The organism is Streptomyces sp. NPDC021019 (genome assembly GCF_044333295.1).
Lineage (GTDB): Bacteria > Actinomycetota > Actinomycetes > Streptomycetales > Streptomycetaceae > Streptomyces.
In genome coordinates this window covers 52,755-75,997 of record NZ_JBIRQR010000003.1, presented here as the reverse complement: position 1 = coordinate 75,997, position 23,243 = coordinate 52,755, and the positions used below count along the sequence as shown (strand labels likewise).

Annotated in this window: 19 protein-coding genes; 11 read left to right on the top strand and 8 right to left on the bottom strand. The window is 71.7% G+C overall.

Going from position 1 to position 23,243, the window contains the following annotated elements; all coding sequences use genetic code 11:
- Nucleotides 1-5 precede the first annotated feature (5 nt).
- Nucleotides 6-1,349 (bottom strand): M20/M25/M40 family metallo-hydrolase, encoded by a 1,344-nt coding sequence (locus ACH4RG_RS17865; protein ID WP_398539801.1) that lies wholly within the window; start codon nucleotides 1,347-1,349, stop codon nucleotides 6-8.
- Nucleotides 1,342-2,175, bottom strand: a complete 834-nt coding sequence (locus ACH4RG_RS17860) for a M55 family metallopeptidase (protein ID WP_397926996.1) — start codon at nucleotides 2,173-2,175, stop codon at nucleotides 1,342-1,344. The genes ACH4RG_RS17865 and ACH4RG_RS17860 overlap by 8 nt, the downstream gene beginning before the upstream one ends.
- Before the next feature lie 323 nt (nucleotides 2,176-2,498).
- Between ACH4RG_RS17860 and ACH4RG_RS17855 the strand changes: the two genes are divergently transcribed.
- Both ACH4RG_RS17855 and ACH4RG_RS17850 read left to right on the top strand, forming a co-directional pair.
- Complete coding sequence (locus tag ACH4RG_RS17855) at nucleotides 2,499-3,887, top strand: PP2C family protein-serine/threonine phosphatase (RefSeq protein WP_398539800.1); 1,389 nt, start codon at nucleotides 2,499-2,501, stop codon at nucleotides 3,885-3,887.
- A 143-nt stretch (nucleotides 3,888-4,030) separates the two neighbouring features.
- Nucleotides 4,031-4,375: an EthD domain-containing protein gene (locus ACH4RG_RS17850; protein WP_397917314.1), complete on the top strand. Its 345-nt coding sequence runs from the start codon at nucleotides 4,031-4,033 to the stop codon at nucleotides 4,373-4,375.
- An 88-nt stretch (nucleotides 4,376-4,463) separates the two neighbouring features.
- Here ACH4RG_RS17850 and ACH4RG_RS17845 read toward each other — a convergent pair whose 3' ends face one another.
- Nucleotides 4,464-5,468 carry an aldo/keto reductase gene (locus ACH4RG_RS17845; RefSeq protein ID WP_398163160.1) on the bottom strand — a complete coding sequence of 335 codons (1,005 nt, stop codon included), beginning with the start codon at nucleotides 5,466-5,468 and terminating at the stop codon, nucleotides 4,464-4,466.
- 129 nt (nucleotides 5,469-5,597) lie between these two features.
- Between ACH4RG_RS17845 and ACH4RG_RS17840 the strand changes: the two genes are divergently transcribed.
- A complete protein-coding gene (locus ACH4RG_RS17840) occupies nucleotides 5,598-6,503 on the top strand; it encodes a LysR family transcriptional regulator (protein ID WP_398539799.1) in 906 nt (301 codons plus the stop codon).
- Between the two features lie 109 nt (nucleotides 6,504-6,612).
- Here ACH4RG_RS17840 and ACH4RG_RS17835 read toward each other — a convergent pair whose 3' ends face one another.
- From ACH4RG_RS17835 to ACH4RG_RS17825, 3 genes are all read right to left on the bottom strand, one after another.
- Nucleotides 6,613-9,081, bottom strand: a complete 2,469-nt coding sequence (locus ACH4RG_RS17835) for an MFS transporter (protein ID WP_398539798.1) — start codon at nucleotides 9,079-9,081, stop codon at nucleotides 6,613-6,615.
- 248 nt (nucleotides 9,082-9,329) lie between these two features.
- Nucleotides 9,330-9,773: an SRPBCC family protein gene (locus tag ACH4RG_RS17830; RefSeq protein ID WP_097870497.1), complete on the bottom strand. Its 444-nt coding sequence runs from the start codon at nucleotides 9,771-9,773 to the stop codon at nucleotides 9,330-9,332.
- An 86-nt stretch (nucleotides 9,774-9,859) separates the two neighbouring features.
- Nucleotides 9,860-10,252 carry a VOC family protein gene (locus ACH4RG_RS17825; protein ID WP_397917307.1) on the bottom strand — a complete coding sequence of 131 codons (393 nt, stop codon included), beginning with the start codon at nucleotides 10,250-10,252 and terminating at the stop codon, nucleotides 9,860-9,862.
- Between the two features lie 128 nt (nucleotides 10,253-10,380).
- Between ACH4RG_RS17825 and ACH4RG_RS17820 the strand changes: the two genes are divergently transcribed.
- Entirely contained in the window at nucleotides 10,381-11,418 is a 1,038-nt protein-coding gene (locus tag ACH4RG_RS17820) for an Rv2578c family radical SAM protein (protein WP_397917306.1), read from the top strand.
- A 155-nt stretch (nucleotides 11,419-11,573) separates the two neighbouring features.
- Nucleotides 11,574-13,160 carry an alpha/beta hydrolase gene (locus ACH4RG_RS17815; RefSeq protein ID WP_397917305.1) on the top strand — a complete coding sequence of 529 codons (1,587 nt, stop codon included), beginning with the start codon at nucleotides 11,574-11,576 and terminating at the stop codon, nucleotides 13,158-13,160.
- Nucleotides 13,161-13,221: 61 nt separating this feature from the next.
- Here the strand turns inward: ACH4RG_RS17815 and ACH4RG_RS17810 are convergent, their stop codons facing one another.
- Nucleotides 13,222-13,794 (bottom strand): adenylosuccinate lyase, encoded by a 573-nt coding sequence (locus ACH4RG_RS17810; RefSeq protein WP_397917304.1) that lies wholly within the window; start codon nucleotides 13,792-13,794, stop codon nucleotides 13,222-13,224.
- A gap of 358 nt (nucleotides 13,795-14,152) precedes the next feature.
- On the opposite strand from ACH4RG_RS17810, the gene ACH4RG_RS17805 reads away from it, so the two are divergent.
- Nucleotides 14,153-15,934: a 3-hydroxyacyl-CoA dehydrogenase family protein gene (locus ACH4RG_RS17805; protein WP_397917303.1), complete on the top strand. Its 1,782-nt coding sequence runs from the start codon at nucleotides 14,153-14,155 to the stop codon at nucleotides 15,932-15,934.
- A 91-nt stretch (nucleotides 15,935-16,025) separates the two neighbouring features.
- Nucleotides 16,026-16,844, top strand: coding sequence for a TetR family transcriptional regulator (locus ACH4RG_RS17800; RefSeq protein WP_397917302.1), 819 nt, complete (start codon nucleotides 16,026-16,028; stop codon nucleotides 16,842-16,844).
- On the opposite strand, the gene ACH4RG_RS17795 is transcribed toward ACH4RG_RS17800, so the two are convergent.
- Nucleotides 16,831-17,607 (bottom strand): restriction endonuclease, encoded by a 777-nt coding sequence (locus ACH4RG_RS17795; protein ID WP_398539797.1) that lies wholly within the window; start codon nucleotides 17,605-17,607, stop codon nucleotides 16,831-16,833. The two genes, ACH4RG_RS17800 and ACH4RG_RS17795, sit on opposite strands and share 14 nt — an antisense overlap.
- A 154-nt stretch (nucleotides 17,608-17,761) precedes the next feature.
- Here ACH4RG_RS17795 and ACH4RG_RS17790 point away from each other — a divergent pair, with 154 nt between their 5' ends.
- The 4 genes from ACH4RG_RS17790 (at nucleotide 17,762) to ACH4RG_RS17775 (ending at nucleotide 23,242) form a co-directional block, all read left to right on the top strand.
- A complete protein-coding gene (locus ACH4RG_RS17790; RefSeq protein WP_397917300.1) occupies nucleotides 17,762-18,559 on the top strand; it encodes a GNAT family N-acetyltransferase in 798 nt (265 codons plus the stop codon).
- A gap of 352 nt (nucleotides 18,560-18,911) precedes the next feature.
- Nucleotides 18,912-20,249, top strand: coding sequence for a crotonyl-CoA carboxylase/reductase (gene ccrA / locus ACH4RG_RS17785; RefSeq protein ID WP_397917299.1), 1,338 nt, complete (start codon nucleotides 18,912-18,914; stop codon nucleotides 20,247-20,249).
- 9 nt (nucleotides 20,250-20,258) lie between these two features.
- Nucleotides 20,259-22,271, top strand: a complete 2,013-nt coding sequence (locus ACH4RG_RS17780) for a protein meaA (protein WP_398539796.1) — start codon at nucleotides 20,259-20,261, stop codon at nucleotides 22,269-22,271.
- Nucleotides 22,268-23,242: an HpcH/HpaI aldolase/citrate lyase family protein gene (locus ACH4RG_RS17775; RefSeq protein WP_397917297.1), complete on the top strand. Its 975-nt coding sequence runs from the start codon at nucleotides 22,268-22,270 to the stop codon at nucleotides 23,240-23,242. The genes ACH4RG_RS17780 and ACH4RG_RS17775 overlap by 4 nt, the downstream gene beginning before the upstream one ends.
- Nucleotide 23,243 lies beyond the last annotated feature (1 nt).

The following is a 23,243-nucleotide window of genomic DNA, read 5'->3' as shown; positions in this document are numbered from 1 at the left end:
GGCGGTCAGGCGGTGCGCAGGTAGTGGTCGAGCACGCGGACGCCGAAGTGGAGGGCGTCGACGGGAACACGCTCGTCGACGCCGTGGAAGAGCCGCTGGTAGTCGAAGCCGACGGGCAGCTTCAGCGGGGTGAAGCCGTAGCCGGTGATGCCGAGGCGGGAGAACTGCTTGGCGTCGGTGCCGCCCGACATGCAGTACGGGACGGTGTGCGCGTCCGGGTCGAACCGCTCGACGGCGGCGCGCAGCTTGGCGTACGTCGGGGAGTCCACGGGGGCCTCCAGGGCCGTCTCACGGTGGTAGAACTCCCAGGAGACCGACGGGCCGGTGAGCCGGTCCAGGGTGGCGTGGAACTCCTCGTCGCCGCCGGGGACCATGCGCCCGTCGATGAAGGCGGCGGCGTGGCCGGGGATGACGTTGACCTTGTAACCGGCTTCCAGCATCGTCGGGTTGCTGCTGTTGCGGACGGTGTTCTCGACCAGGGACGCGGCCGGGCCGAGCTTGCCGAGGAGTTGGGCGACGTCGAAGCCGGGGTCGTCCAGATCGGCGGTGATGCCGTGCAGGGCGGCGATCTCGGTGATCGCGGCGCGGACGGTCGGGGTGAGGCGGATGGGCCACTCGTGCTGGCCGATCCGGGCGACGGCGGCGGCCAGGGTGCTCACCGCGTTCTCCCGGTTGACCTTGGAGCCGTGCCCGGCCCGGCCCTCGGCGGTCAGTTTCAGCCAGCCGGTGCCGCGCTCGCCCGCCGCGATCGGGTACAGCGAGAGACCGTGGCCCGCGTGGAAGGTGAAGGCCCCCGACTCGCTGATGCCCTCCGTGCAGCCCTCGAACAGCTCCGGATGCTGATCGGCGAGGAAGCCGGAGCCGTCGGCGGCGCTGTCCTCCTCGTCGGCGGTGTACGCGATGACGATGTCGCGCCGGGGGCGGAAGCCCTCGCGGGCCCAGCCCCGTACGACGGAGAGGACCATCGCGTCCATGTTCTTCATGTCGACGGCGCCCCTCCCCCACACGACCCCGTCACTCACCTCGCCGGAGAAGGGGTGCACGCTCCAGTCGGCGGGCTCGGCGGGCACCACGTCGAGGTGGCCGTGGACGAGCAGCGCGTCGGCCGACGGGTCGGTGCCGGGGATCCGGGCGACCACGTTGGTCCGGCCGGGGGTCCGCTCCAGCAGCGTCGGCTCGATTCCGGCGCCGGAGAGCCGCTCCGCGACGTACTCGGCGGCCGGCCGCTCCCGGCAGTCGCCGCCACCCCGGTTGGTGGTGTCGATGCGGATGAGTTCGGAGGTGAACGTCACCACCTCGTCGAGCGCCTGCCGGTCCACGGGTCCGAGCAGGTCGGGGGCCTCAGCCATACTGTTCCTCCACAGCGGCCGACACGATCGTCGTCACCGCCTTGAACGTGCGAATTCCTTCGTACATCGTCGCGCTGGTGTAGGCGACGCGCCTCTCCCCGCTCGGCGCCACGCCGGGGACGACGGTCGCCGCGGCCGCCAGATGTTCGGCGTCGAACTCCAGCTCGATGGTGAACGTCTTCCCGGTGACGGGGTCCCGACGCCCCGCGAGGGCACAGGCGGTCTTCGCCGCCGCCCTGATGTCGGCGGCGGTACGGGCCGGGGTGCGGCACACAGCGGCGTAGCGGGATACGTGGTCCTTGACGGCGACCTTCCGGGCGTCGGGGGCGTACCCCTCGGCATCCACGCAGGTCAGGTCGTCGCCGGTGACGAGGACGACGGGCACGCCGTACTCGGCGGCGACCTGCGCGTTGAGCAGCCCCTCGCTCGCGCGGGCCCCGTCGAGCCAGACGCCGGTGATGGAGTTGGCGAGGTAGGTGTGGGCGAGGACGCCCTCCGTGCCGGCTCCGGTGTGGTAGCCGACGAAGGCGACCGCGTCCACGTCGCCGTGCTGGATGCCCTCGACCATGGACAGGGACTTGTGCTTGCCGGTGAGCATCTGGACGCGTTCGTCCATGTGCTCCAGCAGCAGATTGCGCATCGACCAGTGGGCTTCGTTGACCAGGACCTCGTCGGCGCCGCCGTCGTAGAAGCCGAGCGCGGCCGCGTTCACGTCGGAGGTGAACATCGACCGGCAGCGCTCCCACTGGGGCGTCCCCGGCAGCACGTCGGCCGGCCAGGTCACTCCGGTGGCGCCTTCCATGTCCGCGCTGATGAGGATCTTCATGCCGCCACACCGTACGCGCCGTGAGCGGCGCGGGCCAGGGAGGGGCGGCCCGTCAGAGGTCCAGTCCGCCGAAGGTCCCTCCAGCGGTCCTGCCGGTGCGCCGCCGGCGCTGGCGTCGTCGCTCACATCGCCGCTCCCGCCGGTGGCCCTCGTCGGGTGCCGGGGCCCGGCCCGGCTCCGCCGAGGACCTGGAGCGCCGGCCGCCCGCGGACCGTGTGGGACCCCGATGCCCCGCATGCCCGTAGCCCCCGCGTACTGAAGACTGAGAGGGACCTGACGACTCACGTCCCCGGCGTCATGTGCGAGAAGGGCGAGGAACCAGTATGTGCGCGAAGCAGGACGACGCGGGCGCCCCGCCTCAGGACGGGTCCGGCACGGTAGGGGACACGGACCGCTCGGACCGCTTCGAGGTCGACGAGGAGGTCCAGCACGCCCTCGACCGGCTCACGCTGCTCATCAACGCGGCTGAGGCCCTTTCCAGCACGCTCGAAGTGGACCAGGGGCTCCGTCGACTCTGCCGCACGCTCGTTCCCGGCCTCGCCGACTGGTGCGCGGTCGATCTGCTGGACGACCACGGACGGCTGCGCAGGATCGTCGTCGAGCACCGGGACGCCGATGTGACGTCCCCGGGCCTGGACGAGGGGCTGCTGCCTCCGGCCGATGGGTCGGCGGCCTCGGTCGCCCGAGCGCTGCTCGGTGTGGGGCCCGTACTCCTCACGGACTTTCCCCCGCCGCAGGACGAGGACGACCCCCTGTGCCTCCGGGAGAAGCAGCTTTTCGAGCGGCTCGCGGCCGATACGGCGGTCGTCGCCCCGCTGAGAGCGCGGCGGCAGGTGTTCGGCGTGCTGACGCTGGCCCGTACGCGCAGGGAAGTCCGCCTGACCGAGGACACCCTCTCCCTCGTCGAGGACCTCGCCCACCGCGTGGCACTGGCCGTCGACAACGCCCGCCTGCACGCCGAGGCCCAGCACACGGCCGAGCGGTTGCAGCGCTCCCTGCTGCCGGAACTGCCCACGGACGGGCCGCTCGACGTGGTCGCCCGGTACCAGCCCGCGAGCACCACCGCGCGCGTCGGTGGCGACTGGTACGACGCCTTCGTGCTGCCGGACGGAGCGATGACGCTGATCATCGGCGACATCGCGGGGCACGACCTGCGGGCCGCGGTCATGATGAGCCAGACCCGCAACATGCTGCGCGGCATCGCCTGCGACCGCAAGGAACCGCCCGGCAAGATCCTCGCCCGGCTGGACGCCGCCCATCACATCCTCTATCCCCACCAGACGCTGACCTGCGTCTACGCACTGATCGAGCGGATGAGCGCGGACGAGCCGTGGCTGCTGCACTACGCGGTCGCGGGCCACCCCGCCCCCTTGCTCGTGACGCACGACGGAGAGACCCGCTTCCTCACCGGTGGCCGCAGCGTCATGCTCGGAGTGGAGCCCGAGGTCCATCGCACCGCCGCCACCGACACCCTGCCGCCCGACTCGACGGTGCTGCTCTTCACGGACGGCCTCGTCGAGCGGCGCGAGGAGGACCTGGGCCGGGGGCTGGCGCGCCTGCGGCAGCACGCGGCGGCCCTGGCCCGCGAGCCACTCACGACGTTCTGCGACGAGATCCTGGAAGGCATGGCCGGGGGCGGCGCGGACGACGTCGCCCTGATCGCGGTCAGAACGGCGCCCTCGCACACCGGACCCACCGTGGCCACGGCCTGAGCAGCCGCGGCTTTGGCCGACCGCTGTCGACCACGCACACATTTCACTTGCCTAGGCAACAGTTTTTTGTTGACCAGGCAAGTCGCACCGGCTATCTTATTACTTGCCCAGGCAAGTCAATTTCGGCCTCGAAGGGTCCCCCTGTGATCAAGCTCAGCATCTTCCTGACCCGGCGGTCGGACCTCTCCCACGACGAGTTCGTGGACTACTGGACGCAGAAGCACACCCCTCTGCTCTCGACCCTGCCCGGCGGAGAGGTCCCGGTCCGGCGCTACGTCCAACTGCTGCCCACCGACGACGAGATCCCCGGCATCAGCACCGCTCTCTACGACGGTGTCGCCGAGGTGTGGGTCGACACCGTCGAAGACGCCACCCGCTGGTTCACCTCCGACACCTACACCACCACCATCGCGGCGGACGAGGAGAACTTCCTCGACCGCGCCCGGACCCGCTTCCTCTACGCGACCGAGAGCCCGGTCTTCGGCTGAGCGGCACCGTCCGCGCCGCGCACGTCCTGCCGGCCTCGTCGGCGGTACGGCCCTCTCCGGCCGTACCGCCCTCGCGCGCCTGACGTCGTCAGCCCGTCTTCGCGTCCCGCAGCAGCTCCTCGATCCGGGACAGCTCGCCCTCGGTGAAGTCCAGGTTCCGCACGGCCTCGACGCTGTCCTCCAGCTGCGCGACGCTGCTCGCGCCGACGACGGCGGAGGTGAGCCGGCCGCCGCGCAGCACCCACGCCAGGGCCAGCTGCGCGAGCGACTGGCCGCGCTCCTTCGCCAGCGCGTCCAGCGCGCGCAGCCGCTCCACCAGCTGCGGGGTGACGGACTCGGCGCTCAGGAAGGGGCTGGCGCCCGCCGCCCGGGACCCGGCCGGAATGCCGTTCAGATAGCGGTCGGTCAGAATCCCCTGCTCCAGCGGCGAGTAGGCGATGGATCCGGAGCCCAGCTCGTCGAGGACATCCGGCAGCCCGTCGTCCTCGATCCGGCGGTCGAGCATCGAGTAGCGGGGCTGGTGGATGAGGAGCGGGGTGCCGAGGTCCTGGAGGATCGCGGCGGCCTCCCGGGTCCGCGCGGCGGAGTAGTTGGACAGTCCGACGTACAGCGCCTTGCCCTGCCGTACGGCGGAGTCGAGCGCGCCCATGGTCTCTTCGAGCGGGGTCTCGGGGTCGGGCCGGTGGGAGTAGAAGATGTCGACGTACTCGACACCCAGGCGCTTCAGGCTCTGGTCGAGCGAGGAGCGCAGGTACTTCCGCGAGCCCCACTCCCCGTACGGCCCGTCCCACATGTGGTAGCCGGCCTTGGTGGAGATGACGATCTCGTCGCGCAGACGGGCGAAGTCGGTCGCCAGGGCCCGGCCCAGGGTGAGTTCGGCGGAGCCGGGCGGCGGACCGTAGTTGTTGGCCAGGTCGAAGTGGGTGATGCCGAGGTCGAAGGCGCGGCGCAGGATGGCGCCCTGCGCCTCGGGCGCCCGGTCGCCTCCGAAGTTGTGCCAGAGGCCGAGGGAGAGCGCGGGCAGCTTCAGACCGCTGCGTCCGGTGCGCCGGTAGGGCATGGCGGAGTAGCGGTCGGCGGACGGGAGGTACATACGGGCTCCGCGGGTGGGGTACGGGGGTGGCGCGCCGGGACCGGCGCGCACCCGGTCCAGGCTTCCGCAGATGGATCCAGCAGTCCAACAGGAGATTCCGCTCGGATTCATCGCCTACGTTGCTCAATCATGGAACTGCGTCAGCTGGAGCACTTCGTCGCCGTGGCCGAGGAGCGGCACTTCACCCGCGCCGCCGAGCGCCTCGCCCTGTCCCAGTCCGGGCTCTCCGCCTCCGTACGGGCGCTGGAACAGGAGCTGCGGACCCCTTTGTTCAGCCGCACCACGCGCACGGTCCGGCTCACCGAGGCCGGGCGGGCGCTGCTGGTGGAGGCGGAGCGCACGCTGGCGGGCGCGCGGGCGGCGCGGGACGCGGTCGACGCCGTACGGGGGCTGCTGCGCGGGACGCTGACGGTCGGGGTCGAGCAGTGCGTGGCGGGGGTGAGCCCGGCGCGGCTGCTGGCGGCGTTCCACCGGGAACATCCGCAGCTGGAGCTGAGGCTGCGGCAGGAGGGCACCAGCAGCCTGCTGGACGGCGTGGCCGGCGGGCGCCTCGACCTGGCGTTCGCCGCGACGGTGAGCCCGGCGGAGTGGCGCGGGGAGTTGGTGCCGCTGGCCCGGGAGCCGATGGTGCTGCTGTGCGCGGCGGGGCACGCGTTCGCCGGGCGGCCGGAGCTGGGGTGGGAGGAGCTGCCGGGGTCGTCGTTCATCGACTTCCATCCGGACTGGGGTCCCCGGCGGGCCGCCGACCAGGCGTTCGCGGCGGCGGGGGTACGCCGGACGGTGGGTCTGGAGGTCAACGATGTGCACAGCCTGCTGGAGCTGGTGCAGGAGGGGCTGGGGATCGCGGTGGTGCCGCACCACTTCTCCCGCAAGCCGGAGGCGGCCCGTTTGGTCGCCGTGGAGCTGACGGGCGCCCGTCGGCCGGTGTACGAGAGCGTGGTGGTGCTTCCGGCGGCGCGGAGCCTGAGCCCGGGGGCCCGGGCGCTGCTGCGGCTGGTGCGGGAGGACCCGCTGCGGGAGCCGGCCGGGTGCTGAATCCCCGGGACCTGATCGGCCCCGGGTGCTCGGCCCGTCCCCCGCACGTGTCGGTCCCGTAGGTCTCGGTCCCCTAGGTCTCGGTCCCGCACGTCTCGGTCCGTAGGTCTCAGTCCTCGTGGCCGAGTTGGAGATCGCGTTCGGTGCGGCCGCCGCCCGCGACCTGGAGGACGGTGGCGACCGGGGGGTATCCGGCGGCGATCACGGTGTACTCGCCGGACGACAGGTCGACGAACCGGAACGATCCGTCCGGTCCGGTGGTGAGGGTGTCCACCACGTTGCCCGCCGCGTCGAGCAGGGTGACCCGGGCGTCCTCGACGGGGCGTCCGCCGGTGGCCCGGACGACACCGCGCAGGACGGCCCCGCCCGCCAGCTCGATGTCCTGCCGGGTCTCCCGGGCGGCCTGCACACTGACCGGGAGGGCGGCGGGGCGGAAGGCGGGGGCGCTGGCGGCGAGGGTGTACTCGCCGGCGACCAGTTCGCCGATGACATAGCCGCCCTCGTGACCGGTACGGGTGGAGGCGACGACCTCGCCGCGTACGTCGGTCAGGGTGACGGCGGCGTCGCGTACGGGGGCCCCGTCGGGGGTGAGGACGGATCCGGCGAGGCGTCCGGCGCCGCCGAGCACCACGTCCAGCTCGACGGGACGCTCGCCCACGGTGACGCTGACGGCCTGCGGCTGGTGTCCGCCCGCGGCGGCGATCAGGACGTAGGAGCCGGCGCCGGGGACGCTCAGCGCGTACCGCCCGTCCTCGCCGCTGCCCCCGCGCCCGACCTGCCGCCCCTGGACGTCGATGAGGGTGAGGGCGGCGCGGGGGACGGTGGTGCCGTCGGGGTGCTGGACGCTCCCGTGGACCGGGACGCCGGAGAGGTAACCGGAGACGGGTCGGCCGGAGTCGGCGCGGGCGGCGGGAATCGGGGAGGTCATGGCCTCGGCGGCGGCTTCGGGGCTGTGGTGGGACACCAGCGGTTTCTCCTTGAGGAAGAAGGCGAGGACGAGGCCGAGCACGAGCACCGGCACGAGGTACAGGAAGATGCGCGGCATCGCGTCGACGTACGCCTGGATGTAGGCGTCGCGCAGCGCGGGCTCCATCGCGTGGACGATCTGCGGGGTGATCGACTCGGGATCGGGCAGCTCCGCACCGGCGGGCAGGCGCACTCCGAGCGCGTCGGAGAGCCGCCCGGCGAACAGCGTGCCGAAGATCGCGGCCCCGACGCTGCCGCCGATCTGCCGGAAGTAGTTGTTGGCACTGGTCGCGGTGCCGAGGTCCGAGGGGCGTACGGAGTTCTGCACGGCGAGCACGAGAACGGACATGACCAGTCCGATGCCGGCGCCGAGGACGGCCTGGTAGAAGCTGTACGCCAGGGGGGAGGTGTCCGCCTCCAACAGGGACAGCAGCCACATGCCGACCACCGAGACGGCGCTGCCGATGATCGGGTAGATCCGGTAGCGGCCGGTGCGGGTGATGAGCTGCCCGGAGACGATGGAACCGCCGACGATGCCCATCATCATCGGGAGCATGAGCAGCCCGGACTCGGTGGCGCTGACCCCGTCGACCATCTGGAGGTAGGTCGGGAGGTAACTGGCCGCCCCGAACAGCGCGATGCCGACCACCGCGCCGACCAGACCGGTGACGTTGAAGACGGAGTCGCGGAACAGCCGCAGCGGAATGATCGGTTCCGCGGCCCGGTGTTCGGCGGCGACGAAGAGCACCGTCGTGACGATCGCGCCCGCCGCGAGTCCCAGGATGGTGCGCGAGCCCCAGGCGTACTCGGTGCCGCCCCAACTGGTGACCAGCACCAGGCAGGTGGAGGCGACGGCCAGGAGCACCGCGCCCAGGACGTCGAGCCGGGGCCGGACGGTGGGTCTGGGCAGTTTGAGGACGACGGCGATGACGGCCAGGGTGACCAGGCCGAAGGGGACGTTGATGTAGAAGCACCAGCGCCAGGAGGCGTGGTCGGTGAAGAACCCGCCGAGCAGGGGGCCGGCGACCGAGGCGAGGCCGAAGACCGCGCCGATGAGGCCCATGTAGCGGCCGCGCTCGCGGGCCGGGACGATGTCCGCGATGATCGCCTGGACGCCGATCATGAGACCGCCGCCGCCGATGCCCTGAAGGGCGCGGAAGGCGATCAGCTCGTCCATGGTGCGCGACCAGCCCGCGAGGGCGGAGCCGATGATGAAGACCACGATGGCGAACTGGAAGACGCCTTTGCGGCCGAAGAGGTCACCGAGCTTGCCGTAGAGCGGCAGGACGATGGTGGAGGCGAGGAGGTAGGCGGTGACCGCCCAGGACATCTTCTCCAGGCCGTGCAGCTCACCGACGATCTTCGGCAGGGCGGTGGCGACGATCATCTGGTCGAGCGCCGCGAGCAGCAGGGTGAGCATCAGCCCGAGGAAGACCATGCGGACCTTGCGGGGGCTGATCTCCGCCGTGTCCGGGCCGGGCCCCGCCGGAGGGGGTGGCGGGGGCGGCGCGGCGGGCAGTTCGACCGTGGCCGCCGCGCCGTCCCGCGTCGTCGGGCCGTCCGGCCCCGAACCGTCCGGCTCGTCCTTCACCAGCGTGATACCGCCCACCACGTAACGCTCCCCTCGTCGCACCTGCGCCGCCCATTTCTCGCACCGCGCGGCAAGGCAGGGCAAACGTGACGAGGGGCGTACGCGGCGCGCACGGAGGGCTTATGCGCCGGTGGGAGGTGCTACGGCGCACAACCGGCCGCCCCGGAAAACCACCCGTTCCGGTGAGGCCGATCGTCCCGCGGAGGCCGGACGTCGTCCGGCCTCCGGTGCGGCGAGGAGGAGTCGGAACACCTCCCGGCCGGTCGGGCCTACTTCTCGACCTCGGTGGCGAGGTTCTGGAGGAGCTCGTCGTAGATCCGGCCGAGGCCCTTGGGCGCGAAGGTCCGCTCGAAGAACCCGCCGATGCCGCCGGCGCCGTCCCAGACCGTGGTCACGACGGCCTTGGACTTCCCCTCACCGGCCGGGGTGACGGTCCACGTGGTGACCATGGAGGAGTTGCGGTCCTTCTCGACGAGCTGCCCGTCGGTCGGCTCGCTGACCTCCACCAGGCAGTCACGGACGCGCTTGCTGGTCGCCTGGAGCTTCCAGTGCACGAGGCTGCCCTCGCCGTCGCCGCCCTCCCGGACCTCGTACTCGCTGAAGTGCCCGGTCAGCACCTTGCCGCGGACGTCCTTGTAGTCGGCCAGCGCGTCGAACACGTCCTCTGCGTCCGCCGCGATGATCCGCTCCGTCGTGGCCTCGACCTGCGCCATGGCTGTTCCTCCAGCACTCGGTTGTTCGGTGGTGGGCTGAGCCAACCACCTCGGGCGCAGCCGCTCAAAATCGGGGCCGTCCGAGGTCAGGGGCGGCGGCCCCCGAGGACGCAGAACTCGTTGCCCTCCGGGTCGGTGAGCACGACCCAGCTCGCGTCGCCCTGGCCGATGTCGGCGCGGCGGGCGCCCAGGCCGAGCAGTCGGCGGACCTCGTCGCCCTGTTCCCGGTCGCTGGGACTGACGTCGATGTGGAGCCGGTTCTTGGCGCTCCTGCCCTCGGGCACCCGCGCGAAGGTGAGCACCGGCGGTACGGGGCCGGGGCGGTCCGCCCCCTCACGCGCCCCGGGCGGGCCGATGGTGACGACGCCTTCCTCCGCGTCCTCGGCCCGCACCTCGTAGTCGAGGACCGAGCACCAGAACCGGGCGAGGCCGACGGGATCCGCGCAGTCGATCGCGAGTTCGGTGAACTTGCTGGCCATGGTCGGGGCTCCCGGTCGGTCGGATACAGCGGGTCCTCAGAGGCGACACGGTAGCCGTGGGGCGGTGCCCCGCACGATCAAGGGAACAAGTGTTCTATTCTGCGGGGAGTGCTACCGAGGAGGCGTCCATGCGCTGGGACAATCTGGTCGAGAAGAACTCGACGGCCGGGAACAGCGCGCTCTTCGCCGCGGACGCGGTGACCACGCGCACGTTCGACACCCCGGAATTCCGGGGCATCACCTTCCACGAGATCCGGGCCCGTTCGATCCTGAACCGGGTGCCCGGCGCCTCGCGGATGCCGTTCGAATGGACGGTGAACCCGTACCGGGGCTGTACGCACGCCTGTGTGTACTGCTTCGCCCGCAAGACCCACAGCTATCTGGACCTGGACACCGGCATCGGCTTCGACTCCCAGATCGTCGTCAAGGTCAACGCCGCCGAACTGCTCCAGCGGGAGCTGGCCTCCCGGCACTGGCGGGGCGAGCACGTCGCCATGGGCACGAACGTCGACTGTTACCAGAGGGCGGAAGGCCGGTACCGGCTCATGCCGGGCATCATCACCGCCCTGCGCGACCGGGCGAACCCCTTCTCCATCCTGACCAAGGGGACCCTGATCCTGCGGGACCTGGAGCTGCTGCGGCAGGCCGCGGACGTCGCCGAGGTAGGCGTCTCGGTCTCCGTGGGCTTCACCGACCGGGAACTGTGGCGGACGGTCGAACCGGGCACCCCCTCCCCCGAACGCCGACTGGACGTGGTACGCGCGCTCACCGACGCGGGGATCGGCTGCTCGGTCCTGATGGCCCCGGTCATCCCCTTTCTGGGCGACCGCCCGGAGCAGCTGCGCGCCACCGTCGCCGCCATCGCGGACGCGGGGGCGGCCTCGGTGACCCCGCTGGTGCTTCATCTGCGCCCCGGCGCACGCGAGTGGTACCTGCACTGGCTGGGGCAGCACCATCCGCGGCTGGTGGGGCGCTACGAGCGGATGTACGCGGACGGGGCGTACGCCCCCACCTGGTACCAGCGCCGGATCACGCGTCAGGTGCACGAGCTGGCGGACGAGTTCGGGATCGGCCCGGGGCACCGGGGCGAGGCCCGGCGGATCGGCCCGGGGCCGACTCCGGCCGGCACACCGGAACCGGGCCCCACCCAGCTGACCCTGCTGTGAGGTCCGTGGCGGAGCCCGGGCGACCGCCCGCAGGGCCGATGGCGTGACCGTACGGGGCGACTCCGCGCGGAACAGGCCCTTCCGCAGCGGTATTCGGGGAGCATGCGGCGGGGACCGGTGATCCGGCGCCGCGTCCCGTCACCCCGGGAGGCCCCATGACGAAACGTGCAGGAATTCTGGTCGCCGTCGGCGCGACCGTCGCCGGTCTGCTGACCGCCGCGCCCGCGCCGGCTGCCGCCACCGCGGCGAGCCCGCCGCCCGCCCCGAAGCCGAAGTGGACGGACTGTCCGACCGACAGCTATCCGACGCTCCAGTGCGCGAAGGTCAAGGCCCCGCTGGACCACCGCCGCCCGTCGGGCCGTCAGATCACGCTCGCCCTGTCCCGTGTCCCGCACACCGCGAGGACCTTCCAGGGCCCGCTGCTGGTCAACCCGGGCGGCCCCGGCGGCAGCGGCCTGTCGATGGCCGGGTTCGTGGCGTCCTCGCTGCCGAAGAAGGTCGCGGCCCAGTACGACGTGATCGGTTTTGACCCGCGGGGGGTCGGCAGGAGCACCCCGGCGCTGAACTGCCTGCCGGGGCACTTCGATCCGGTGCGCCCCGACACGGTGCCGGACTCCGCCCGCTCGGAGCGGATCAACCGCGACCGGGCCGAGTCCTTCGCGCGGGCCTGCGGCGAGAAGCACGGCGACGTGCTGCCGTACATGGACACGGTCAGCGCCGCCAAGGACCTCGACGTGATCCGCCGGGCGCTCGGCTCCCGGCAGATCAACTACTTCGGCTACTCCTACGGCACCTACCTCGGCGCGGTCTACGCCAAGCTGTACCCGGAGCGCGTACGCCGTCTGGTCCTGGACTCGGTCGTCGACCCGGACGACGTCTGGTACGAGGGCAACCTCGGCCAGAACCACGCGTTCGACGACCGCCACAAGGCGTTCGCCGCCTGGGTCGCGAAGAACGACGCCGCGTACGGCCTGGGCGGCGACCCGGCCGAGGTCGAGGCCGCCTGGTACCGGATGCGGGCGGACGTGGCGCGGGAGCCGGCGGGCGGCACGGTGGGCGCGAGCGAGCTGGAGGACACCTTCGTCCCCGGCGGGTACTACAACGGCTACTGGCCCTACCTCGCCGAGGCGTTCGCCGCGTACGCGAAGAACCGGGACGCCGAGGCGCTGGTCGAGGTGTACGAGAACTTCGGCGCGGTGGACGCGAGCGGCGACAACGGCTACTCCGTCTACACGGCAGTCCAGTGCCGGGACGCCGGCTGGCCCGAGCACTGGAGCACCTGGCGCAACGACAGCCGCCGGATCCACAGGAAGGCGCCGTTCATGACCTGGAACAACACCTGGTACAACGCGCCGTGCGCGAGCTGGCCGGTGGCGCCGCTGAAGCCGGTCCCGGTGCACAACCGTCAGCTGCCCCCGGCGCTCATCCTCCAGGCCACGGACGACGCGGCGACCCCGTACGGCGGCGCGGTCAGCATGCACCGCAAGCTCAAGGGTTCCAGCCTCGTGGTGGAGGAGGGCGGCGGCAACCACGGCATCACGCTGAGCGGCAGCGACTGCCTGGACGAGCACCTGGCGGCGTACCTCACCGACGGCACCGTCCCGCGCGGCCGGGGCGAGGCGGACGCGGTCTGCGCCGCCCTCCCGGACCCGAAGCCGCTGCCGGCCGAGAAGGCGGCGGCCCAGTCGGTGGACAACAGCAAGGGCAGCCGACTGCACGGCCTGCTGGGCTTCCGCCGCTGAGCGGACCGGACCGCCCGCTCGCCGGCGAGACCGGGTGCGCGTGCGGTCGCCGCCCGCACGCTCACTCCCCCGGCAACCGCCTGAGCGCCTCCGCCGCGGCCGTGCCGAGGCGCGGGTGCGGCAGGGCCGCCGTGAGGACCGGGCGGGCCTGTTCGTCGGCGAGGCGGCCGAGACCCTCGACGCAGGCGAGGGCGACGCGCCAGTGCGGCTCGCCGGGGGCCAGCAGGCGCTGGAGGGTGGCGACCAGGGCGGGGACCGACTCGGGGGCCCGCAGGTCGCTCAGCAGGCGCACGGGGTGCAGGGCGTAGGCGGTGCGCAGGGCGTTGGTGGCGAGGGCGGCGGCCGCCCTCGGCGTGCGGGGGTCGTCCAGCCGCGCCAGGGCGTGGGCGGCGGAGACGCAGCGTTCGGGGTCGCGGTGGTTGAGCAGCAGCACCAGCGCCTCGAAGGCCCGCCGGTCGCCCGCGCAGCCGAGCCGGAAGGCGGCTATCTCGCGGGCCCAGAGGGGGCGGTGCGGCTCCACGAGGACCCGGGCCAGCTCCTCGGGGTCCTCGGCGGCGACGAGCCGGGCGTACTGCGGCGACCCGGCCGCCTCGGGCTCCAGCCGGTCCATGAGTGAACGGAACTCCTCATCCATGACACTCAGCGTATCGACGGACACGCTCCGTACGGAGCGGCATCGGCGAGTTCATGTGGTCCAGCGCACAAGGATCCAGGGGTGGCGCGCTCGTTACTCGCCAGTTACTCTCATCTGAGCGGGACACACCCCCCGCAGGCTCCGGTGGCCTGGTGACGCAGCCATCCGGAGAGCTTGTCGGTTCGGCTTCTCCGTGCGACGTGACCCCGGGACAGGGTCCGTCACTCCCACGGCCGGGCGCGCTCACCACGCGACGGCCCCGTGCTCCACGACACGCAGCTTCCGTACGCCACGCGCCGCTCCCTCGTCGCAGCGCGTTCCGTGCTCCCCCAGTCGTCACTCACCCTGGAGTCCCCTGATGGACACCTCTCTCTCCACCTTCGCCGTCGTCGGCCTCGGCACCATGGGCACCGGCATCGCCGAGGTCCTGGCCCTGGCGGGCCGCGAGGTCATCGGCATCGACATCAGTGAGGCGGCCGCCCTCTCGGCCGTCGCCTCCCTCGAAGCGTCCACCGCGCGGGCCGTGCGCCGAGGCCGGATCACCGAGCAGGAGCGGACCGACGCGCTGGCCCGGTTCCGTACGTCCGACGACCTGCGCACCGCCGCCGATGCCGAACTGGTCATCGAGGTGGTGCCCGAGACGTACGAGATCAAGCAGCAGGTGTTCCGGGAGCTCGACGCGATCGTCTCCCCCACCGCGATCCTCGCCACCGGCACCAACGCTCTGTCGGTGACCCGGCTGGCCGCCGAGTCCCAGTACCCCGAGCGCGTCCTCGGCCTGCACTTCTTCAACCCGGCGCCCGCGATGAAGCTGGTCGAGGTGGTCTCCTCGGTGCTGACCGCGCCGCCGGCCGTCGAGGCCGTCACCGCGCTCGCCCGGGAGCTGGGCAAGGAGCCCGTCGCGGTCGGCGACCGGCCCGGGTTCGTGGCGGACGGGCTGCTCTTCGGCTACCTCAACCAGGCGGCCGCGATGTACGAGGCGAACTACGCCTCCCGCGAGGACATCGACGCCGCGATGAAGCTGGGCTGCGGGCTCCCGATGGGGCCCCTCGCCCTGCTGGACCTGATCGGCGTCGACACCGCCCGCACCGTTCTGGAGGCCATGTACGCCGAGTCCCACGACCGGCTGCACGCCCCGGCGCCCGTCCTCGGCCAGCTCAGCAGCGCGGGCCTGACCGGCCGCAAGGCCGGGCGCGGCTTCTACACGTACGACGCCCCGGGCGGCCAGGACGTGGTGCCCGACGCGCTGACCCCGGCGGCGGACGCCGCCTCCGGGGCCGGGCGCGATGTGGCGTCCGTCGGCGTCGCGGGCTCCGGGACGATGGCCTCCGGGATCGCGGAGGTGTTCGCGAAGGCCGGTTACGACGTGGTGCTGGCGGCCAGGTCGCAGGAGAAGGCCGACATCGCCAGGGGCCGGATCGCGAAGTCGCTGGAGCGCTCGGTGGCCAAGGGGCGGCTCACCCCCGAGGCCCGGGACGAGACGCTGGCGCGGATCACGGCGGCCGGTTCGCTGGACGCGTTCGCCGAGGTCGACCTCGCCGTCGAGGCGGTCGCCGAGGACCTGGAGATCAAGCGGCAGCTGTTCGCCGCGCTGGACAAGGTCTGCCGGCCGGGCGCGGTCCTCGCCACCACCACCTCCTCGCTGCCGGTCGTCGCCATCGCCCGGGCGACCGCGCGCCCCGAGGACGTGATCGGGATGCACTTCTTCAACCCGGCGCCCGCGATGAAGCTGGTCGAGGTGGTCCGTACCGTCCTGACCGCCGACGACGTGCACGCCACGGTCCGCTCGGTGTGCGCGAGGATCCGCAAGCACCCGGTGGACTGCGGGGACCGGGCCGGGTTCATCGTGAACGCGCTGCTGTTCCCGTACCTCAACAACGCGATCAAGATGGTCGAGCAGCACTACGCCTCGCTGGACGACATCGACGCGGCGATGAAGCTGGGCGGCGGCTACCCGATGGGCCCGTTCGAACTGCTCGACGTGGTCGGCCTGGACGTCTCGCTGGCCATCGAGAAGGTGCTGCACAAGGAGTTCCGCGATCCGGGCCTGGCCCCCGCGCCTCTGCTGGAGCACCTGGTCGCCGCGGGGTGCCTCGGCCGCAAGACGGGGCGCGGCTTCCGCGAATATGCCCGTCGCTGACCCGGGAGCCGGGTGGGGCGGGCTGCTGGGACCCTCCGGCGATCCGCCCCCGCAGGCGCGCTCTCCTGCACCGATGCGTTACGTTCATGCCATGTCCCAGCCCGCCAAGTCACCCCGTGCCACCGCCGCGACCGACCCCCCGGAGACCACCACCGCGGGGACGCGCGCCGCCGCCCAACGGCTCAAGATGCGCCGTGAGCTGGCCGCCGCCGCGATGGAGCTCTTCGCGACGAAGGGCTACGAGGCGACCACCGTCGACGAGATCGCGGGTGCCGCGGGCGTCGCCCGGCGGACCTTTTTCCGCCACTTCCGCTCCAAGGAAGAGGCCATCTTCCCGGACCACGACGACACCCTCGTCAGGGCCGAGGCCGTCCTGAACGCCGCCCCCGCGCACGAGCACCCGCTCGACACCGTCTGCCGGGGCATCAAGGAAGTCATGAAGATGTACGCGGCCAAGCCCGCCGTCTCCGTGGCCCGGTACAAACTGACCCGTGAGGTGCCGACCCTCCGGGAGGCCGAGATCGCGTCGGTGGCCCGCTACGAGCGGCTGTTCACCCGCTATCTCCTGGGCCACTTCGACGAGCACGACCACCATGTGGGCAACGACGACCCGCTGCTCGCGGAGGTCGCCGCGTCCGCCGTGGTCACCGCGCACAACCATGTGCTGCGCCGCTGGCTGCGGGCGGGCGGGCAGGGCGATGTGGAGGCCCAGCTCGACCGCGCCTTCGCCATCGTTCGCGACACCTTCGGCACGGGCATCGGAGCGGGCCGGACCGCCGGGGCCGAGCCCGATCGGGCCCCGGCCGCGACGGTGGCCGCGGACGGCGAGGTGCTCGTCGCGGTGGCGCGCACCGACGCTTCCCTGGACGAGGTCATGCGGACGATCCAGCAGGCGCTCAAGGTTCGCTGAGCCCGGCGGACGGCCCCTCGGCGAGGACCACCGCCACCTCCCAGGGTGGGGGTGCGACGCCGTCGCTCCAGGCCGTCAGCTCCTCGGGGCCGTAGCAGAGAATGGCGCACCGCTCCGCGTAGTCGAGCGCGGGCTCGGTGAAGCCGCCGGTGGAGACGACGAGCGCGACATCCGCCTCGTGCACCGCGTAGCAGGTGCCGCCGAAGCGCTGGAGCTCCTGGGAGCCGGCCCGGTTCGTAGGTCCGTAGCGCTTGCACTGGACGACCAGGCGGCGGCCGTCCGGGGTGGTCGCCAGGACGTCCGCGCCGAGGTCGCCCGCGCCGCCCACCACCTCGGCGTCCGCGCAGCCGTCGCGTCGGCAGAGCTCGGCCACGGCCTCCTCGAAGCCGTAAGGGTCCAGATCAGTGTGGTCGACCCGGTCGGCGTGCTCCGATGGCTCCGGAGGGGCCTGGCCGCGAGCCGCTTCCGCGGCGTCCAACTCCGCGAGTCCCGCGTCGACGATCTCGTACGCCGCCTCCGTGACCGCCGCCGCGACCCGGCGCGCCCGCCGGCGGCGCAGCACCACGACGGCAGCCGCGAGAGCCAGGACGGCCGCCAGTACCGCGGCGACCGGGGGGAGCCCGGCGCTGCGCCACGCGGCCCGCAGCGCCATGCCGCCGCCCGCGAGGACCAGCGCGCACAGGGCGAACCCGAAGGCGGTGCGTCGGAGATCGAAAGAAGCGCGTCGCTCCCGGGTACTCCGTCTGCGGATCGGTATCGCCATCGGTGCCCCACCCCTGCCTCTCTGCCAGTTCAAGATCAATTACTCGGACTCGCCTGCCCCGAGCAGGCCCTCTGACGCGTCGACCGGAGCCGTTCCTCGCGAGGACGGCCGAAATCCACTGGTTCGCCGATCGCCGCTGTGCTGAGGTGCGCGGATGCGAACCGACGAAGTACGTGACCTGTACGACCGCACGATGCGGGAACACGCCCGCCCAGAGGGCCCCGGGGTAGAGGTGGAGCGGGCCGGGCCGCTGGTACGTCAGGTCGGCGGCCCCGACGACTGGAACGGGATCGTCTGGTCGGACCCCGAACTGGACGCCGGAGAGGCCGACGCGGCGATCAGAGCCCAGATCGAGCACTACACCGCGCTCGGCCACGCCGAATTCGAGTGGAAGCTCTACTCCCACGACCGGCCCGCCGACCTGGGCGACCGGCTGCGGGCGGCCGGATTCCTACCGGATCCGCCGGAGACCCTGCTGGTCGCCCCGGTCGAGGCGCTGACCTCCCTGCCCGGGGCCGGGCTGCCCGAGGGCGTCGTCCTGCGCCCGGTGACCGACGCGGCCGGGGCCGAGCTGATGGCGCTGGCCCACGAGCGGGCGTTCGGCACGGACGCGGGCCGGTTGCGGCACCAGGTGCTGACGCGGTTGGAGCGGGCTCCGGACGACTTCGTGGCCCTGGTGGCGATGGCCGGCGGAGAGCCGGTCAGCTCGGCCCGTATGGAGCTGTACCCGGGCACGGGCTTCGCCGGGCTCTGGGGCGGCGGAACGGTCGCCGAGTGGCGCGGCAGGGGCCTGTACCGGGCCCTGGTCGCCCATCGGGCGTCCGTGGCCGCCGAGCGCGGCTACCGCTACCTCCAGGTCGACGCGACGGACATGTCGGCCCCGATCCTGACCCGCCTCGGCTTCGTGGCGCTCGGCACGACGACGCCGTATGTGTACCGCCCGGCCCGATAGCCGCCCGCCGGGAGGACAGAACGTCGCACAACGCCCATCGTGTTGCTCATGCGTGCCCACAGGATGACAACTGAGAGAAATTGCTGGCACTGGGTGCCTTGCCAGGTGTCACGGAGTGCCATACGTTGAAGGTGTCCGGGCGGCCGGCGTGCTGAGACCTCACACGTACGCCGGCTGTCCCCGCAACCACCGCGCTGCGCGCCCGGACGCCTGCGTCACAGGCACCCTTCTGCTCCACCGGGCAAAGCCGAGCTCCACCCGCCGAACCGACGGCAACACCTCCACACCGCACTCCCCTGCCAGCAGGGCCCCTCAAGCGTTCCCTCGACGCCGCATCACCGGAGGCAACACCGTGAAGGAAATCCTGGACGCGATCCAATCGCAGGACAGCACCGCCGCGGACTTCGCGGCCCTGTCCCTCCCCGAGTCCTACCGCGCGATCACCGTGCACAAGGACGAGGCGGAGATGTTCGCGGGGCTCGAAACCCGTGACAAGGACCCGCGCAAGTCGATCCACCTGGACGACGTCCCGGTCCCCGAACTCGGCCCCGGCGAGGCCCTCGTCGCCGTGATGGCCAGTTCGGTGAACTACAACTCCGTCTGGACCTCGATCTTCGAGCCGGTGTCGACGTTCGGCTTCCTGGAGCGCTACGGGCGACTCAGCGAGCTGACCAAGCGCCACGACCTTCCGTACCACGTCATCGGCTCCGACCTGGCGGGCGTCGTCCTGCGCACCGGGCCCGGCGTGAACGCCTGGAATCCGGGCGACGAGGTCGTCGCGCACTGTCTTTCGGTGGAGCTGGAGTCGTCCGACGGCCACAACGACACGATGCTCGACCCCGAGCAGCGGATCTGGGGCTTCGAGACCAACTTCGGCGGGCTCGCCGAGATCGCGCTCGTCAAGTCCAACCAGCTGATGCCCAAGCCCCAGCACCTCAGCTGGGAGGAGGCCGCGTCCCCGGGCCTGGTCAACTCGACCGCGTACCGCCAGCTCGTCTCGCGCAACGGCGCGGGCATGAAGCAGGGCGACAACGTGCTGATCTGGGGCGCCAGCGGTGGACTCGGCTCCTACGCCACCCAGTTCGCCCTGGCCGGCGGCGCCAACCCGATCTGTGTCGTCTCCAGCCCGGAGAAGGCCGCCATCTGCCGCGCCATGGGCGCGGACGCGGTCATCGACCGCAACGCCGAGGGCTACAGGTTCTGGAAGGACGAGCACACCCAGGACCCCAAGGAGTGGAAGCGGCTCGGCAAGCGCATCCGCGAGCTGACCGGCGGCGAGGACGTCGACATCGTCTTCGAGCACCCCGGCCGCGAGACCTTCGGCGCGAGCGTCTACGTCACCCGCAAGGGCGGCACGATCGTCACCTGCGCCTCGACCTCGGGCTACAACCACGAGTACGACAACCGCTACCTGTGGATGTCGCTCAAGCGGATCATCGGCTCCCACTTCGCCAACTACCGCGAGGCCTGGGAGGCCAACCGCCTCATCGCCAAGGGGAAGATCCACCCGACGCTCTCCAAGGTCTACTCCCTGGAAGACACCGGACAGGCCGCGTACGACGTCCACCGCAATCTGCACCAGGGCAAGGTCGGCGTCCTCGCCCTGGCCCCCCGCGAGGGCCTGGGCGTCCGCGACCAGGACATGCGCGAGCAGCACATCGACGCCATCAACCGCTTCCGCAACGTCTGAGGTTCTGTGATGAACGAACGTCAGAAGGACCGGCCCTGGCTCATGCGGACGTACGCCGGTCACTCGACCGCCGAGGCCTCCAACGAGCTGTACCGCCGCAACCTCGCCAAGGGCCAGACGGGTCTCTCGGTCGCCTTCGATCTGCCCACGCAGACCGGCTACGACCCGGACCACATCCTCGCCCGCGGCGAGGTGGGCCGTGTCGGTGTTCCCGTCTCGCACCTCGGTGACATGCGGCGACTGTTCCAGGACATCCCCCTGGAGCAGATGAACACCTCGATGACGATCAACGCGACCGCCATGTGGCTGCTGGCGCTCTACCAGGTGGTCGCGGAGGAGCAGGGGGCCGACCCCGACAGGCTCCAGGGGACCACGCAGAACGACATCGTGAAGGAGTACCTCTCGCGCGGGACGCACGTCTTCCCGCCGGTCCCCTCGCTGCGGTTGACCACGGACATGATCACGTACACGGTCGACCGCATCCCCAAGTGGAACCCGATCAACATCTGCAGCTACCACCTCCAGGAGGCGGGGGCCACCCCGGTCCAGGAGATCGCGTACGCCATGTCGACCGCCGTCGCGGTGCTCGACGCGGTCCGCGACTCGGGCCAGGTGCCCGAGGAGAAGTTCGGGGACGTGGTCGCCCGGATCTCGTTCTTCGTGAACGCAGGCGTCCGCTTCATCGAGGAGATGTGCAAGATGCGCGCCTTCGGCCGCATCTGGGACCGCGTCACCCGCGAGCGGTACGGCATCGCCGATCCCAAGCAGCGGCGCTTCCGCTACGGCGTCCAGGTCAACTCCCTCGGTCTGACCGAGGCGCAGCCGGAGAACAACGTCCAGCGCATCGTCCTGGAGATGCTGGCCGTCACCCTCTCCAAGGACGCCCGCGCCCGCGCCGTGCAGCTGCCGGCCTGGAACGAGGCGTTGGGGCTTCCCCGCCCCTGGGACCAGCAGTGGTCGCTGCGCATCCAGCAGGTGCTGGCGCACGAGAGCGATCTGCTGGAGTACGAGGACATCTTCGCCGGTTCGCACGTCATCGAGGCCAAGGTGGACTCGCTGGTCGAGGAGTCACTGGCCGAGATCGACCGGATCGAGCAGATGGGCGGCGCGATGGCGGCCGTCGAGTCCGGCTACCTCAAGTCGGAGCTGGTCTCCTCGCACGCGGCGCGACGGGCCCGGATCGAGGGCGGCGAGGAGAAGATCGTCGGCGTCAACATCTACGAGTCCACCGAGCCCAACCCGCTCACCGCCGACCTCGACGGCGCGATCATGACGGTCGACCCCGAGAACGAGGCCCGGGTCGTGGCCGCCCTGCACGAGTGGCGGGACAACCGCGACGAGACGCGCGCCTCCGAGGCGCTGGCCGCGCTGAAGAAGGCCGCCGCCGGCACCGAGAACATGATGGAGGCCACAGTCGAGTGCGCCCGCGCGGGCGTCACCACCGGCGAGTGGTCCTGGGCGCTGCGGGACGTCTTCGGCGAGTTCCGCGCGCCGACCGGAGTCTCCTCGGCCCCGGTGGCCGTCACCGCCGAGCCGGGCAGCACGCTCGCCCTGGTCCGTGAGAAGGTCACCCGCACCGCCGCCGACCTGGGCGCGGGGCGGCTGCGGCTGCTGGTCGGCAAGCCGGGCCTGGACGGGCACTCCAACGGGGCCGAGCAGATCGCCGTACGGGCCAGGGACGCCGGGTTCGAGGTCGTCTACCAGGGCATCCGATTGACCCCCGAGCAGATCACCGACGCGGCCATCGCCGAGGACGTGCACTGCGTGGGCCTGTCGATCCTCTCCGGCTCGCACGCCGAGCTGGTCCCCGACGTCCTGCACCGCCTGCGCGAGGCCGGGGCCCCGGACATCCCGGTGATCGCGGGCGGCATCATCCCGCCGGCCGACGCCGCCGCGCTCCTCGAAGCCGGTGTGGCCGCCGTCTTCACCCCGAAGGACTTCGGCATCACCGAGATCATCGGCCGTATCGTCGACGAGATCCGGAAAGCGAACAAGCTCGACCCTCTGGAGGTCCCCGCATGACCACGCCCACCGTCCCCGTGAACCGGCTGCGCCCCCGCCGTTCGTGCCTGGCCGTGCCGGGCTCCAACCCGCGCTTCCTGGAGAAGGCCCAGGGCCTCCCGGCCGACCAGGTCTTCCTGGACCTGGAGGACGCCTGCGCGCCGCTCGCCAAGGAGGGCGCGCGCCACACCATCGTGGACGCGCTGAACAACGGTGACTGGAGCGGCAAGACCCGGGTCGTGCGGGTCAACGACTGGACGACGCACTGGACGTACCGGGACATCATCACGGTCGTCGAGGGCGCGGGGCCGAACCTCGACTGCATCATGCTGCCGAAGGTCCAGGACGCCCAGCAGATCGTGGCGCTGGACCTGCTGCTGACCCAGATCGAGAAGACGATGGGCTTCGAGGTCGGGAGGATCGGCATCGAGGCGCAGATCGAGAACGCCAAGGGTCTGGTGAACATCGACGACATCGCCGCCGCCTCGCCCCGTCTGGAGACGCTGATCTTCGGTCCGGCGGACTTCATGGCCTCGATCAACATGAAGACCCTGGTCGTCGGCCAGCAGCCGCCGGGCTACCCGGCGGACGCCTACCACTACATCCTGATGCGCATCCTGATGGCGGCCCGTACGCACGACCTCCAGGCGATCGACGGCCCGTTCCTCCAGATCCGTGACGTGGACGCCTACCGGGAGGTGGCCGGCCGCGCCGCCGCCCTCGGCTTCGACGGCAAGTGGGTGCTGCACCCGGGTCAGGTCGACGCGGCGAACGAGGTGTTCTCGCCCTCGCAGGAGGACTACGACCACGCCGAGCTGATTCTCGACGCCTACGACTGGTGCACCTCCGAGGAGGGCGGCAAGAAGGGCTCCGCGATGCTCGGCGACGAGATGATCGACGAGGCCAGCCGCAAGATGGCGCTCGTCATCGCGGGCAAGGGCCGGGCCGCGGGAATGCGGCGCACCTCGAAGTTCGAAGCCCCGGAGGCCTGAT